A 14,476-nucleotide genomic window follows, 5' to 3' on the forward strand; every position below is an offset into this window, starting at 1 on the left:
TTCCCCTACCCTGCCGAAGCGGTGGCCGTGTCCACCTCAGCCCGCTGTCGCAACAGGAACTTCTGGATCTTCCCGCTGGCCGTGCGGGGCATTTCCGCGATGATCTCGAGACGCTCGGGGAAATAGGTGCGGGTCACGCCGCACGCGGCGAGAAAGCGGGTCATTTCGGCCATGTCGAAGCCGTCCGTGCCCCGCAAGGTGACATAGGCACAGGCGCGTTCGCCGAGCCGCGGATCCGGCACGGCCACGATGGCCGCGTCGGCGATCGCCGGGTGGCGGTACAGCACGTTCTCCACGTCCGCGACCGGGATCTTCTCGCCACCGCGAATGACGATGTCCTTGGCGCGGCCGGTGATTCTGAGATAGCCGGCGTCATCCACGTAGCCGAGGTCGCCGGTCTCGAACCAGCCGTCCGCATCGGTGTCGTTGAGGTCGGGACGCTTGAGATAGCCGACGAAATTGAACGGCCCCCGCGCCTGCAATCGCCCCTCCACGCGCGGTGGCACCGGCACGCCGCCAGAATTCACGATGCGGATCTGCGTGCCGGGGAGCGGCGCGCCGTCGGTGGCGGAGACCCGCTCGGCGCTGTCCGAGGGGTGGGAGATGGTGACGAGTGCCACCTCGGTCATGCCCCATGCCGAGCCGATGCGGACGCCGAGGCGCTCCGCCGCCCGTTCCACAAGCACTTTCGGCACCGGTGCTCCGGCGAGCAGAAAGGCGTTCAGCGACCCAAGATCAGCCCCTTCTGCCTCCTGAACGCCGAGGAGATCCGTCAGGAAGGTGGGGGCGGCGACGCTGAACGTGGCGCGTTCCGCCGCAATCAGCTGCGCCGCACGCTGCGGCACCCACTGGTCCAGGTAGACGACGCGGGCACCAAGGAAGATCGGAAGGAAGATCCCCCAGAGATAGCCGGTCTGGTGCGCGAGGGGCGACGCCATGAAGATCGTGTCGCCGGCGCCGAGACCATTGCGCTCCGCAAAGGCACGGGTCGCGGCGAGAAGCGTGTTCGAGGTCTGCATCACACCCTTGGGCGCGCCCGTGGTGCCCGAGGTGAACATGATTTCCGTGACGGCGTCGGCATGGGTGAAGGCCTTCGGGATGGCCACACCGGACGGCAGCCCCTCGAAGCCGCCCGGTGCCGCCTCGTCGACCACGACCACATGGCGAAGCCCGGGAAGGTCCTTCCGCACTCCATCAAGGAGACACGGATAGTCCACCTGCCGGAAGCTGCGGGGAATGAAGAAAATCCGCGTGTCGCACAGGCTGAGCGCCGCCTTCAGCTCATGGGCCCTGGCGGTGGGCATGAGCGGATTGACGATGCAGCCGAGCCGCGTGCAGGCGAGCACGATGGCTGCGAACTGCCACCAGCACGGCAGTTGCACCGACACGATTGTGCCCGGTTGGGCGCCGAGTGCGGCAAGGCCGGCGGCGATGCGCTCCACTTCCCCGGCGAGTTCGCGATAGGTGAGGCGCGTCACGCAGCCCCCGTCCTTCCGGGCGGACACGATCGCCTCGGCATCCGGGTGGGCCAGGACGGCGCGATCGAGGCAATCGACGAGGCGTTCGTCCGTCCAGAAGCCCTGCTGCTTCATGCGCGCGATCCGCTCGGACTGAAGCACGACGCCCAGCCGGGCAGCGATCGTCTCGGGCGCAAGATCCTGATCCATCTTTCCCCACGATTATGAATAGGCATCCACATGCCAAATCCCCGCGGGAAAGGTATCAGCGAGGAACTGTTCACACAATAAAATTGACTACTCATTTATTTTTTGTTCGAGTGCCGATGGAGGGCTCAATGGAAAAGATGATCGAGACCGTGGTGGAAGACGGGGTTGCGCGGATAACGCTCAATCGCCCGCACGTCCTGAACGCGGTCAATCTTCAGATGATCGTGCAGCTTCGTGCTGTCCTGAGCGAACTGCGCCACAAACCCGATGCCCGGGTGCTCCTGCTTACCGGAGCGGGCCGCGCCTTCTGCGCCGGCATCGACCTCGGCGCGCCTTTCATGCAGGAGGAGGAGGGCCAAGCGGACCCGAGCCGGCGGTTCCGGGCCCTGATGGATGACGCCATCAACGGCCTGATGCGTGACCTCTATGCCTTCGACCGGCCGAAGATTGCGGCGGTCAACGGCGCCGCCGTCGGGGGCGGCTGCGGGCTTGCCCTGGTCTGCGACATGGTTCTTGCAGCCCGGTCGTCCTACTTCCTTTTCCCGTTCGCACTGCGTCTCGCGCGGGTGCCTGACATGGGGATGACCTGGTTCCTGCCGCGACTTCTCGGCCGCAGCCGGGCCCTCGGCCTTGCCATGCTTGGCGATCGGTTGCCGGCGGCACAGGCGGAGCAGTGGGGCCTCGTCTGGAAGTGCGTCGAGGACGAGGCGTTACAGGGCGAAGCGACGGCACTGGCGCATCGCCTCAGAGAAGGCCCGCCGCGGGCGTTCGCCGAACAGACCCGGATTCTCGATGCCGCCCCCTTCAACTCGTTCGGCGACCAGCTGGACCTTGAACGGGACGTTCAGGCCGCGCTGGTCTGCACGCCGGACGCCATTGAGGCGGTCCGGGCTTTCCGGGAGAAGCGCCCAGCCCATTTCGGCTGGCCGGCGAACCCCACCGAAGGCCAGTCCCAGCAAGAGACCCAGCCGCGCGTGAAACATCGCGGCGGCGGCGCCTGAGCCTCCCGAAGGCGGCGTCAGACCGCGCGGCCAGGACAACCCGAACCGACAAAACAAGAATGGGAGGAGAACCAAAATGGATCGCAGGACATTTCTGAAGGTCGGCGCCGGTGTTGCGGTGATGTCGCCGGGTGCCGTGCTGGCCAAGGACGATTTCCCGAACCGTCCGATCCGCCTCGTCGTGGGATTTCCGCCGGGCGGTCAGTCCGACATCTTCGCGCGGCGCTACGCCGAACGTGTCAGCCCCCTCCTCGGCGTCCCGGTCGTCATTGACAACAAGCCCGGAGCCTCGGCGAGCATCGCAAATGCGTCGGTGGCGCGGTCTACGCCAGATGGGTACACGCTGTCGTTCGCGACATCGAGCCTGATCCTCTACGCCCTGCTGAACTCCAAGGCCGGTTACGACCCCGTTTCGAGCTTTAGCCCCATCGCGATCGTGGGGGAGACGCCGATGGTCATCGGCGTCAACAAGGCCAAACTTCCGGTCGAGAATCTCGAAGCCCTTATCCGGGAGATCAAGGCCAATCCGGGGAAATACTCTGCCGCGTCCACCGGCATCGGCGCCATCGCCCACTATTCGCTCGAGCTTTTCAAGATGGAGGCGGGCGGCCTCGACCTCGTCCACGTGCCCTACACCGGAGGCGCGGCAGCCCTTTTGGGTCTCATCAGGGGAGAGGTGGACCTCTTCATCGAAACGCTGACGAGCATGCTGCCCTATTCCCAGGAGAGCGGCCCCCTTCGCCTGCTCGCCTATTGCAGCGACAAGCGGGCCTCATACGCGCCCGCCATACCGACGACCCGCGAGGCGGGCCTTCCCGGCATGCTGGCCAGCACCTTCAATGCCGTCCTCGCTCCGGCCGGCACCCCGGCCGCGGTCGTCGGCAAGCTGGCGGACATCACGCACGACGTCATGTCCAAGACCGCCTTCCAGGACGAGATTCGCGCCTCGCTGATCGACCCGATCGCGGATTCGAACCCCGTCAGCGCGAAAGACTACATCGCCAGCAATCTGGAAAAATGGCGGCTCGTCACGGCGAAGGCGAAGATTTCGCTGGAATGAAGCACAATCCGGGGCGCCTCAGTCCATGACATAGTTGAGGCAGAAGCGGCCGCCCTCCACATTGACCACCTCGCCGGTCATGAAGCTCGAGTCCGGGCCGGCGAGGAAGGCCACGACGCCTGCGATCTCCTCGGGAGTTCCCACCCTGCCGATTGGCGTGCGGGACAGGATGCGGCGGCGCGCGGCTTCGTCTCCCAGCAGCCGCTCCCGGGTCATTTCCGTCACGACCGTGCCCGGCGCAACGGCGTTGACGCGGATGCCGTGGCCGGCAAGGCCGAGAGCCATGGATCTGGTCAGCGACACGACCGCCCCCTTGGACGTCGCATAGGGGACGCTGGTCGGCGTCGACATGGTCGCGCTCACGGAGGCGATGTTGACGATGGCGCCCCCGCCGTTTCCCATCATCAGCCGTGCCGCGGCCTGCCCGCACAGAAGGACGGACTTGACGTTGACCCGGAGCGTCTCGTCGAGGACGGCCTCAGTCAGGTCAAGGAAGTGGGCGGGAATGTTGATGGCCGCATTGTTGACCAGCACGTCGAGCCGGCCATGTTCAGCCCTTACCGCCTCGAAGACGGCGGCAACCGCCGCGGCCGAGCCGACGTCGCACGCCATGAAGGAGGCCCGGGGTCCCAGCGAGCCGATGGCGTCCTTGGGTTCGACACGGTCAAGCAGGATGGTGGAATAGCCATCGGCGAGGAAACGCCGGGCGCAGGCAAACCCGATGCCCCGCCCGGCTCCCGTCACCACCGCGACTCTTGAATCTACGCGGGAATTCATCGGCATGTCCTCCGAAAGTATGGCCTGCGTGAAGACCGGGCAGCGAGGCCGGCGGCGCCATCAACGCCGAAGGCCCCACACTTCAGCCGCGGCTGACGGGAGGCGTCGGAAGGGGAACGGACGAGGTCAGGCCGCCATCGACCGGGAGGATCACGCCCGTGATCCAGCGGGCCGCCTGGCTCGCCAGGAATAGGGTCGCATAACCCACGTCCCACCCCGTCCCCTCGATCTTCAGGAGGTTGTTCTCCCGGCGCTGCAGCCGCATCTCCTCCGACATGCCACGGGTTGTGACCATCGGCGTGAAGACGTTGCCCGGCATCACGCTGTTCACGCGAATGCCCGCCGGCCCATAGTGCGATGCCATGGCGGTGGTCATTCCCAGTACAGCGCTTTTCGTGGCGGGGTAACACAGGCTCGGATGTCCGCCGCGTTGCGCCACGATGGACGAGACATTGACGATCGCCGCGGCGGACGAACGCCGCAGCGCGGGAACCGCATGGCGGGCCATCAGCATCACCGACTTCACGTTGATCCGGAAGGCGTCGTCCCAGGCCTCCGGATCGACGTCCTCGGCGGTCCCGGCGGGGCCGACGATCCCGACATTGTTCACGAGCACGTCGAGCTGCCCGAACCGCTCCAGCGCGCCATTCACGATCTGCGCGCAGCCCGCCGGATCCCCCACGTCCGCGACCACCCCCAGGCCGGGAACACCGGTCTCGGCGATCATCGCCAGCGTGGCGTCGAGCGCCGAAGCGTCGCGATCCGCGGCCACGACGCGCGCACCCGCCTGCGCCATCAGCACCGCGATGGCGCGACCGTTGCCGATCCCCTCGCCGCGCGATCCCGCACCGGTCACGATGACGGTGCGGCCATCCAGCCGAAACGGGTCCTGCGCGGCATGACGCGGGGCCGCGTGATCGGTCTGCCGGGGGGTCAGAGGGTCGCCTCGCTGCCGAGGATCACCACGGCTTGACTGGACAGCATCCCGCCATTCCCCTGAGCGAAGGCGAGGTCCACGTTGGCCACCTGCCGCGCACCCGCCTCCCCGGCCAACTGGCGCGTCGCCTCGATGATCGTGAACAGCCCATACATGCCGGGATGGACACACGAGAGGCCGCCGCCATTGGTGTTGACCGGCAGCCGGCCGCCAGGTCCGATTGCGCCATCCTCCACGAAGCGGCCGCCCTCGCCCTTCGGGCAGAAGCCGGCATCCTCCAGGAAGAGAATGGTGTTGATGGAGAAGGCGTCATAGAGCTCGACCACGTCGATATCCGCCGGCTTCACCCGAGCCTGCGCGTAGGCGCGGGGCGCGGCCTCGGCCACGCCCGTCACCGTGAGGTCGGGCATGTTGGTGATGTCGCGGTGCGTGACGGCGGAGGCCGCGCCGAGCACGTAGGCCGGCTTCGGCGTGAAGTCCCGCGCCCTGTCCGCCCGCACCATCACGATGGCACCGGCCCCGTCCGTGACGAGGCAACAATCCCTGAGCCCCAGCGGATCGGAAACCAGGCGCGCCGCGAGGCAATCCTCGATGGTGAGGTCGTCCCGCATGAACGCTTCCGGATTGAGCTTCGCCCAGCCGCGCGCGGCCACGGCGACCTCCGCGAGCTGCCGCCTCGTGGTGCCGTAGAGATGCATGTGGCGCGAGGCGGCAAGCGCATAGGAGGAGATCGGCAGGAGCTGCCGGTAGGGTCCCTCGTAGGGAGACGGGCGGTTCGACTGGACCAGCTTTCCCGAGGCGGTGCGCTGGTTGGACCCATAGGCGATGAGGGCCACGTCGCACTGGCCGGCGGCCAGCGCCATCGCGGCCCAGGCGACGTGGGTCTGGAAGGCCGACCCGCCGGTGCGGTTGTTGTCCGAGATGCGCGGCTTGATGCCGAGATATTCCGACAGGGTCAGCCCGGAGAGATAATCGTCGGGCAGGCCGATGAACACGCCATCCACGTCTGCCGGCGTCAGGCCGATGCGCGAGAGCGCGGTCACGCTCGCATGCGCGGCGAGGTCCATGGAGCTGAGGCCCGGCGCCTCGCCCAACCCGTAGGTGGCATTACTGACAATTGCGGTTCGACCGCGGGGAAAGGTGTCGTCCACGCTCTCGATCCTATCCTCAGGTATTGGCGGGCTTGAACACGACGAGGGGCACTCCGTCGCGCTCGATGATGGCAGCCTGGACAGGCATGCCGATGCGGATGTCCTCGTTCTCCATCTCGACGACGGTGGACATCATGCGAGGCCCCTCGGCGAGGTCGACCAGAACGACGTTGTAGTGCGGCGTGGGCGGGCGCTGGCGCACGATGGTGCAGGCATAGATCGCCCCCCGGCCCGAGGCCTCCACCCACTCGAGGTCGGTGGCTCCCGTCCGAGGCTCGGCGACGCGGGGATAGAAGACGTACCCACCCGTCGACCGCGACCTGAGAAGCATCAGCTTCCCCTTCGAAAGAAACTCCATGTAGTCCTGGAGTGGACGAATGTATCCCATGAGGCCTCCTGTTCGGCCGTCGCGATTGCTAGAAAAAAGGGGTGAACCCGCCTCAGACAGCGAGAAGGGAGCGGCTGATGATGTCGCGCTGGACCTCACTGGTGCCGCCGAAAATCGTCACCGGTCGCGAGATCAGGTAGAGATGGTTAAGCTCCTCGAACAGCACGCGCGTGGGCTGGTCGTGATGTCCGGCCTGGTAGGGGGTCAGCACCTCCACCGCGTACTCCGCGGTGCGCTGGAAAAGCTCGGTGGACACAAGCTTCATCATGGAGAACTCGCTGTCGAGCTTCTCGCCGGCGACAAACCGCCCGCACAAGTCGGCATAGAGCAAACGCGCGACGTCAAGCTCGGACGCGAACCCCTTCATCCGGGCTGCAAACACGGGATCATCCGCGATGCCGCAGCGCTCCGCGAGGCTGTTCAGCATCTTCAGCGCGAGATCCGCGAGGAAGGGGCTTCCGATGCTGGTCCGCTCGAACTCCAGAAGAGACTTCGCGATGGTCCACCCCTCGTCCAGCGTGCCAAGAAGCTGCGAGGACGGCACCCGGACATCGTCGAAGAAGACTTCGCCGAACTCGCTATCGCCTGCAATATTGCGGATGCCGCGCCGCGTGATTCCAGGCGTCTCAATGTCTATGAGAAGAAAGCTGATGCCCTGCTGCCTGCGCTCGTAGCGCCCGGTGCGGACCAGGGTGAAGATGTGCGTTGCGTCCTGAACGAACGTGGTCCAGATCTTCTGGCCATTGACGATAAAGTCGTCCCCGTCACGCACCGCTGTGGTCCGCAGGCTGGCGAGATCCGATCCTGCATTCGGCTCGGAGTAGCCCTGACACCAGAAATCCGAGCAATCAAGAATGCGCGGCAGCAAAGTGGCCTTCTGCTCCTGCGTGCCATGACGCATGAGCATGGGGCCGAGCAGGGTTTCACCAAGGTCGAGCCAACGTGTGACACCAAGCCGTTCCAGCTCTTCGCGATAGATGAGCTGCTTGGCGAAGGACAGGCCCATGCCGCCGTGCTCTCGCGGCCAGCCCGGGGCGCGCCAGCCATGGACATTGAGCTTGCGCAGCCAAGCCTTCAGGGGGGCTCCGGCCAGCCGTCGCGCCGGACGCAGCATCTGCACATCGCAATGCTCTTCCAGCCACGCGCGCCACGCGGCCCGGAATTCGGCATCCGCCAGTTCCGACCGATGCGCCACGACGGAAGCGGAAATCTCTTCAAGCCGATTCACGGTCGCGTCCTCTGCCCTGGGTCGAGGTGGTCCGGTGAAGGCGCGCGCTGCCGAGCCATGCGGCCCCGGTCAACGCGGCCTTGTGGTAGAGCCCGATGTCGGCTTCATCGGAGAAGCCCATCGCGCCGTGCAGCTGAATGCCGGCACGGCTGGTTGCCACCGCCGCCTCCGATGCGCTCGCCTTGGCGGCGCTGATGGCTTCGTCTCCGGCCCCATGGGGACGACGAGCGTCCCGCAGCGCGGCCCGGGCCAGTTCAAGACCGATCTTCAGGTCCACCGCCCGATGCCTGAGGGATTGAAAGCGCGCGATCGCGCTGCCGAACTGGACCCGCGTCTCCATGTATCGCAATGAGATGTGCAGGCTCGCCTTGGCGATGCCGTACAGCTGCGCCGCCAGAGCGAGCTGGCCGCCGGCGATCATCCGCGCGGTTGCCCGCTCCACCTCGTCACCCCGAGCCAGAACCGCAGTCTCATCCAGGCGGACCTGCGCAAACGACACGGCGCCCATGCGGGTGCCGTCGACGAGCAGGACCTGCTCCACCTCCACGCCCGGCGACGCCGGCCCCACGCGCAGCAACGCGCTCGCCCCGTCGAGCACCGCCGTGACGAGCCATTCGCCCGCGCTGGCAATGGCCGGAACGCAGACCTTGCGCCCGCGCAGCACAAGGTGATCACCGTTCCGCTCGACCACAGCATCCCTTGGAAGAGGAGCGAGGTTCTCCGCGGCCTCCTGCCAGGCGACGGTCACAAGGCGCTCCCCTGCGGCGATACCGGCTGCGATCTCATCCCCGGCGCCCGGCAGGGCGGCGAGGAGAAGCGACGGCATCAGCGCCATGGCGATGAAGGGTTCGGGAAGGAGCGCGGCACCGAACGCCTCGGTGAGCACGCAGGCCGCGGAAGCGTCCATCCCGAGCCCGCCCTGGGCCTCGGGCAGACACATGCCGAGCCACCCCTGCTCGGCCATGGCGGCCCATATGTCCGGATCAAGGACCGGACCGCCCGCGCGCAGCCGCCCGCTGGATGCGCGCGCCGCAAGGAAGGCCTCCGCGCTATCCCCGAGCAACCGCAATTCGCTGTCATCGACCATCTGGTCGTCTGGAAGCAACATAGCCGTCACGTCTTTTCCGCCCCTCAGAGACCATCCGCGAGGACAAGACGGGATTTCGTCGTTGCGCGACGAAGATCTCGCGGCGCCCGATACGCATCCGACTCATAGAACTGCATGGCGACGTCCATCGATGGGAACTCGATAACGACGATGCGGCCGGGCTGTTTTTCCCCTTCGACAAGCCGTGTTTCGCCGCCACGAGACAGATAGCGCCCCCCGAACGCGGAAATCGCTGCAGCGGCCTGGGGCAGATAGGTCGACGCGGCTTCCGCATCGATCTGATCCACCTCGCAAATCAAATACGCCGCCATTCGCGTCTCCCTGCCTGCATTTCATGGAATGCCTCGTGCCACGACGTGTCGCGGCCGAATTATGAACAGTGATTTATTATGGGGTCGGGAATGTCAATGCCACGCCCGTCTCCAGGTCGCACGAACCTCAAAATGACACCATCGTGCAATCGATGGGGCGACCATTGACTTTATGCGCACACTCAACACCATCCTGCTCTCTGGCGAGATGCGGAGCAGCCGCCCCACGCCACCTGAGTGTCGCGTGGGATCTGCATTAAAAATGAATATATGTTCATAAATTTCTCAGATCGCCGATCGCTTGAGGCGGAACAGAGAGGGAGGATTCCTTGCAGAAGCCACTTCGTCGTAGCTTGGCGACCCTGATCGCATTGGCGCTGGGGGCGGCCGCTCCGATCAGCGCGGCCCGCGCCGCCGACTACCCGACCCGACCCGTAACGGTTGTGGTGCCCTATGCACCCGGCGGCCAGACAGACGCCTTCGCCCGCATCATGGCCGAGGCACTGCGGGAGAGCCTGGGCCAGCCGGTTATCGTCGACAACAAGCCCGGCGCGGGCACCATGATCGGCTCGGAATACGCGGCGAGGGCCGCGCCCGACGGCTACACGATCCTGGTGGCCACGCCCGGCGTCGTCGTCGCGCCTTCGCTGTACAATTCGACGAAGTATGATGTGGTCAAGGACTTCCAGCCCATCACGCTGGCCTGCTCGATTCTCATGGTCCTTTCGGTCAACCCGAACAAAATGCCCGTGAAGGACGTCGGCGGCTTCATCTCCGCGCTGAAGGCAAACCCGGACAAGTATTTCTATGGCACGGCCGGCGCCGGATCATCTCCTCATCTGATCGGCGAATGGTTCAAGAAGCTGACCGGCACGCAGATGACCCATGTGGCCTTCAAGGGAAGCGCCCCTGCCGTGACGGCCCTCCTCTCGGGACAGATCGACCTGATGTTCGATGCCTATGCGTCGCAGGCAGAACTTGCGAAGTCGGGAGGCATCAAAATTCTCGCCGTGACGTCGGATCAGCGCTCCGACCTGATTCCAGACGTACCGACGTTGAAGGAATCCGGCGTCACGGATCTCGTGGTGCTCCCCTGGACCGGCGTCATCGCCCCCAAGGGCCTCGACTCTGCCGTCACCGCTCGTCTGGACACCGCCATCCGCAACGCCCTGACCAAGCCGTCCGTCGCGGAAAAGCTGGCCAAGATCGGCCTTGACTGCAAGAAGCCGATGGACAGCGCCCAATTCAAGGCTTTCCTCGCGCCGGATGTTCAGATGTGGAAGAACATGCTGAGCATTTCCGGCGCGAAGCTCGAGTAATCGCTGGCGCCAAACCCAACGCTGACGAGGGGCTGCCCCCGCGCACCCCTCATGCTCCTCGGCGGAAGCTCAGGCCGCGCTCGGCTGCAGGTGCCCCGCCGCAAAACTCACCGAAGGCCCGCCTTCGCCGCAAGGCCGCACCAGATGGCGGGCAATTTCCTCCCGCACGATGGCGACAAAGTCGCTCTCCCTTTCCTCGATCACGTTCGTGCGGCCACCGAGCCCGACCACCAGCGGACGCGAAGTCAACTCCGCCGGCAGCCTGATGGCGATCGAGCCGAAATTGTCGACCACCCGGTTCTTGGAAACGCAATACCCGCGGCGACGGATCGCCGTCAGCTCGTTCAGCAGTTCGGGCAGGTCGATCCGCACCGCATCGCTGGATGCGTAGGCGTTCAGCCGGTGGACCAGACTTCGCACCTCCCCATCGGAAGAGGCCGCCAGCAGCACGCGCCCGGCTCCCGAGGACGCAAGCGGTCGCTTCATGCCGATCTGGATGTGGTACGCGATGGCGTCCGGCTGCTTCAGTACGTGAATATATTGCGCGAAATCGCCGTTGCGCGCGGCGATCAAGGCCAGTTGGCCGGTCCGACGATGGACCGCCCGCATCATTCGCAGGAGCGCCCCGTCCTCAAAGAGCGGCGGACTGATCCAGTTCCCCAGCAGGCCCACCCGGTCGGTCGGAAGGTAGGTGCGAGCCTTGGCATCGAACTGCAGATAGCCCATGGCAACCATGCTACGCAAAAGAGCAGCCGTGCTCGATTGAGGATATCCAAGGGCTTCCGACACGGTCACGACATTCGTCGGCTGCCGCACCTCGTCAAAGAACTCGAGGATCTCCAGCGTCCTGACGGCGGACTTGACGACATGGGCCTCATCGCGACCTGACGGCGAACCTCGCATCAGCATGGCATCCTCCCATTGGCGGGGCAGCTTGTCGCCGCCTCCACGTCTGTTGTTCGCTAGGAGAATGCAAGCGGGCAATAATGTCAAGATATTGACGGACACCCCCTCAGGAACCCCTTGCTGATCCTGCCGCAGCGCAGCGCAGAAAGGCAAAGAGTGCCCGAAAGACGGGTTGGAGATCCAACGGCCCCTCCGCCCCCAAGAACGGCGTCATCCCCCCGCCGGATTGCAGATCACGCGATAATTTCCACCCCCCTGCGAATAAGAAACGCCCGGTGGTGACTTCACTCTTTTCGTCCGATGATCCGTTGGATACCGCCGTCACGCCGAGTACCAAAGATCATGTCTCTTCCCTCGACAGAAGTAGAAGCCGAGATCCGCCTGAACATCGAGGGTGGCGTTGCCACGATCCTCCTCAACCGCCCGGACAAGCTCAACGCCTTCAACGACCCCATGCTGACGCTATGGGAAGCCGCCATCCGCGAGGTCGCAGCGGACGACGCCGTGCGGGCGGTGATCCTGACGGGGGCGGGACGCGCGTTTTGCAGCGGTGGCGACGTGGACAAGATGGGCAGCGCCGAGATGACGCCGCTGCAGGTCAAGGAGCGCCTGACAAAGGGTATCCAGCGCATCACCCACGCCATGGCTGCCCTCGACAAGCCGGCGATCGCGGCGATCAACGGCGTTGCGGCAGGCGCCGGTCTCGACATCGCCCTCATGTGCGACCTGCGTTTCATGGCGCTGGGCGCCAAAGTGGCCGAAACCTACTTCAAGCTCGGGCTCGTGCCGGGTGCCGGAGGCGCTCATTATCTGCCGCGGATCGTCGGGCCCGCAAAGGCACTCGAGATGTTCTGGAGCGCCGACTATGTGGGCGCCGAGGAATGCCTGCGCATCGGGCTCGTCAACCGCATCTATCCGGATGCCGAGCTCATGGAGCAGGCGCGCACGTTCGCCCGCCGCGTCGCCGCCGGCCCTCCGCTCTCGGCGCGGCTCATCAAGCGCGCGGTCTACCAGGGCCTCGACACCGACCTCTCCACCAGCCTCGACCTCGTTTCCTCCCACATGACCATCGTGCGGTCGAGCCGCGACCACGTGGAAGCCGTCGCCGCCCTGCGGGAGAAGCGCGCCCCGCGCTTCGAAGGCCGCTAGCCCTACCCTCCCGGAGTTTCCTAGCCCATGTCGTTCGCATACCCGGAACCGAAGCTCTACATCGACGGCGAGTGGACCGCCGGCTCGTCCGGCATCACCCGGCCGGTGTTCGATCCCGCGACGGAGGAAGAGATCGGCCGCCTGCCCGTGGCAGGCGCAGCAGATCTCGACAAGGCTGTGATGGCGGCGAGCCGGGCGCTTCCCGGATGGCGGAGCACACCGCCGCTCAAGCGCTGCGACATCCTCATGAAGGCGGCGGCGCTGTTGCGTGAACGAATAGAGGAAATCGCCTGGCTGACGACCCGCGAGCAGGGGCAGCCCATTGCGGATTCGAAGGTTCACATCCTGCGGGGCATCGAGATCATCGAATGGGACGCCCAGGAAGGCCGGCGGCTCTACGGGCGGATCATCCCGTCCGAACCGGGCCTGCGCCAGATGGTGGTGCGCGAGCCCGTCGGGGTCGTGGCGGCGTTCGCGCCCTGGAACGCGCCGGTGTTCACTCCATGCCGCAAGATCGCGAGTGCACTCGCGGCCGGCTGCACGCTGGTTCTCAAGCCCGCGGAGGAGACCCCGGCGAGCACGTTGGCGCTGGTGCAGACCTTCATTGATGCCGGGGTGCCGCCCGGCGTCCTCAACGTCGTGTTCGGCGACCCGGCGGCCATCTCCGAACACCTCATCGCTGCGCCGCAGGTGCGCCTCGTCACGTTCACCGGCTCGGTTCCGGTCGGCAAGCACCTGGCCCAGCTCGCCGCGCGCGAAATGAAGCCCACCATCATGGAGCTGGGCGGCCACGCCCCGGTCATCATCTGCGAGGACGCGGATGTGGAGACGGCAGCGACCCGCATCGCCGGCACCAAGTTCCGCAATGCCGGCCAGGCCTGCCTTTCGCCGACGCGGCTCTATGCCCATCGGTCGGTTTACGACCGCTTCGTGGATCAGTTCGCAGCTCTTGCGAGGAAGATCCCGGTCGGGCCGGGCGAGGCCGCGACGACTGCCATGGGGCCGCTCGCGAATGCCCGCCGCCTTGCCGCCGTCGATGAACTGGTGACCGACGCGGTGCAGCGGGGCGGGCGCGCGCTGGCAGGCGGCAGCCGGATCGGCAACACGGGGTACTTCTACGCTCCGACCGTGCTCGTCGATGTCCCGGAGGATGCCCGCATCCTGAACGAAGAGCCCTTCGGCCCGGTCGCCATCATTGCGCGATACGACGACGAGGCGGAGGTGCTGGCGCGTGCGAACGCCCTGCCCTACGGGCTCGCGGGCTACGTCTTCACCCGCTCAGCCGCCCGGGCGGACAAGCTCGCCGGCGCGCTCGAATGCGGCACGGTGGGCATCAACCATCTCGTCGTCTCCACGGTTGGCATTCCGTTCGGCGGCGTGAAGGAAAGCGGGCACGGACGCGAGGGCGGCGTCGAGGGCATCGAGGGCTACACCGTCAGCAAGACGGTCACGCATCTTCTGCAGTAAGCGGCGG

Annotated in this window: 14 protein-coding genes; 5 read left to right on the forward strand and 9 right to left on the reverse strand. The window is 66.0% G+C overall.

From position 1 onward, the window contains the following. Positions 1-5: 5 nt before the first annotated feature. Positions 6-1,667 (reverse strand): AMP-binding protein, encoded by a 1,662-nt coding sequence (locus V5F74_RS24050; protein WP_394010222.1) that lies wholly within the window; start codon positions 1,665-1,667, stop codon positions 6-8. 128 nt (positions 1,668-1,795) lie between these two features. Here V5F74_RS24050 and V5F74_RS24055 point away from each other — a divergent pair, with 128 nt between their 5' ends. Both V5F74_RS24055 and V5F74_RS24060 read left to right on the forward strand, forming a co-directional pair. Next, positions 1,796-2,668, forward strand: coding sequence for an enoyl-CoA hydratase-related protein (locus tag V5F74_RS24055; protein WP_051679052.1), 873 nt, complete (start codon positions 1,796-1,798; stop codon positions 2,666-2,668). Between the two features lie 76 nt (positions 2,669-2,744). After that, positions 2,745-3,728 carry a Bug family tripartite tricarboxylate transporter substrate binding protein gene (locus V5F74_RS24060; protein WP_394010224.1) on the forward strand — a complete coding sequence of 328 codons (984 nt, stop codon included), beginning with the start codon at positions 2,745-2,747 and terminating at the stop codon, positions 3,726-3,728. An 18-nt stretch (positions 3,729-3,746) separates the two neighbouring features. On the opposite strand, the gene V5F74_RS24065 is transcribed toward V5F74_RS24060, so the two are convergent. From V5F74_RS24065 to V5F74_RS24095, 7 genes are all read right to left on the reverse strand, one after another. Next, positions 3,747-4,505, reverse strand: coding sequence for an SDR family NAD(P)-dependent oxidoreductase (locus tag V5F74_RS24065; RefSeq protein ID WP_394010225.1), 759 nt, complete (start codon positions 4,503-4,505; stop codon positions 3,747-3,749). 82 nt (positions 4,506-4,587) lie between these two features. Next, complete coding sequence (locus V5F74_RS24070; protein WP_197022985.1) at positions 4,588-5,361, reverse strand: SDR family NAD(P)-dependent oxidoreductase; 774 nt, start codon at positions 5,359-5,361, stop codon at positions 4,588-4,590. Positions 5,362-5,438: 77 nt separating this feature from the next. Continuing rightward, complete coding sequence (locus tag V5F74_RS24075; protein ID WP_394010226.1) at positions 5,439-6,593, reverse strand: thiolase; 1,155 nt, start codon at positions 6,591-6,593, stop codon at positions 5,439-5,441. 16 nt (positions 6,594-6,609) lie between these two features. Continuing rightward, a complete protein-coding gene (locus V5F74_RS24080; protein ID WP_394010227.1) occupies positions 6,610-6,981 on the reverse strand; it encodes a Zn-ribbon domain-containing OB-fold protein in 372 nt (123 codons plus the stop codon). A gap of 52 nt (positions 6,982-7,033) precedes the next feature. After that, the gene (locus tag V5F74_RS24085; protein WP_394010228.1) at positions 7,034-8,209 is read right to left on the reverse strand and encodes an acyl-CoA dehydrogenase family protein; all 1,176 of its coding nucleotides are present in this window, start codon (positions 8,207-8,209) and stop codon (positions 7,034-7,036) included. Then, a complete protein-coding gene (locus V5F74_RS24090) occupies positions 8,196-9,296 on the reverse strand; it encodes an acyl-CoA dehydrogenase family protein (RefSeq protein WP_394010229.1) in 1,101 nt (366 codons plus the stop codon). Before V5F74_RS24090 ends, V5F74_RS24085 begins: the two co-directional genes overlap by 14 nt. A 44-nt stretch (positions 9,297-9,340) precedes the next feature. Next, positions 9,341-9,628 (reverse strand): DUF1330 domain-containing protein, encoded by a 288-nt coding sequence (locus tag V5F74_RS24095; protein ID WP_029557336.1) that lies wholly within the window; start codon positions 9,626-9,628, stop codon positions 9,341-9,343. A 353-nt stretch (positions 9,629-9,981) separates the two neighbouring features. On the opposite strand from V5F74_RS24095, the gene V5F74_RS24100 reads away from it, so the two are divergent. Beyond that, positions 9,982-10,947 (forward strand): Bug family tripartite tricarboxylate transporter substrate binding protein, encoded by a 966-nt coding sequence (locus tag V5F74_RS24100; RefSeq protein WP_394010230.1) that lies wholly within the window; start codon positions 9,982-9,984, stop codon positions 10,945-10,947. Positions 10,948-11,016: 69 nt separating this feature from the next. On the opposite strand, the gene V5F74_RS24105 is transcribed toward V5F74_RS24100, so the two are convergent. Beyond that, on the reverse strand, positions 11,017-11,856 hold the full coding sequence (locus V5F74_RS24105; RefSeq protein ID WP_394010231.1) for an IclR family transcriptional regulator: 840 nt from the start codon (positions 11,854-11,856) through the stop codon (positions 11,017-11,019). Between the two features lie 339 nt (positions 11,857-12,195). On the opposite strand from V5F74_RS24105, the gene V5F74_RS24110 reads away from it, so the two are divergent. Both V5F74_RS24110 and V5F74_RS24115 read left to right on the forward strand, forming a co-directional pair. Then, a complete protein-coding gene (locus V5F74_RS24110; RefSeq protein ID WP_394010232.1) occupies positions 12,196-13,002 on the forward strand; it encodes an enoyl-CoA hydratase/isomerase family protein in 807 nt (268 codons plus the stop codon). Positions 13,003-13,029: 27 nt separating this feature from the next. After that, on the forward strand, positions 13,030-14,469 hold the full coding sequence (locus tag V5F74_RS24115) for an NAD-dependent succinate-semialdehyde dehydrogenase (RefSeq protein WP_394010233.1): 1,440 nt from the start codon (positions 13,030-13,032) through the stop codon (positions 14,467-14,469). Positions 14,470-14,476 lie beyond the last annotated feature (7 nt).

It is taken from the genome of Xanthobacter aminoxidans (genome assembly GCF_043193615.1).
Taxonomy (GTDB): Bacteria; Pseudomonadota; Alphaproteobacteria; order Rhizobiales; family Xanthobacteraceae; genus Xanthobacter; species Xanthobacter aminoxidans.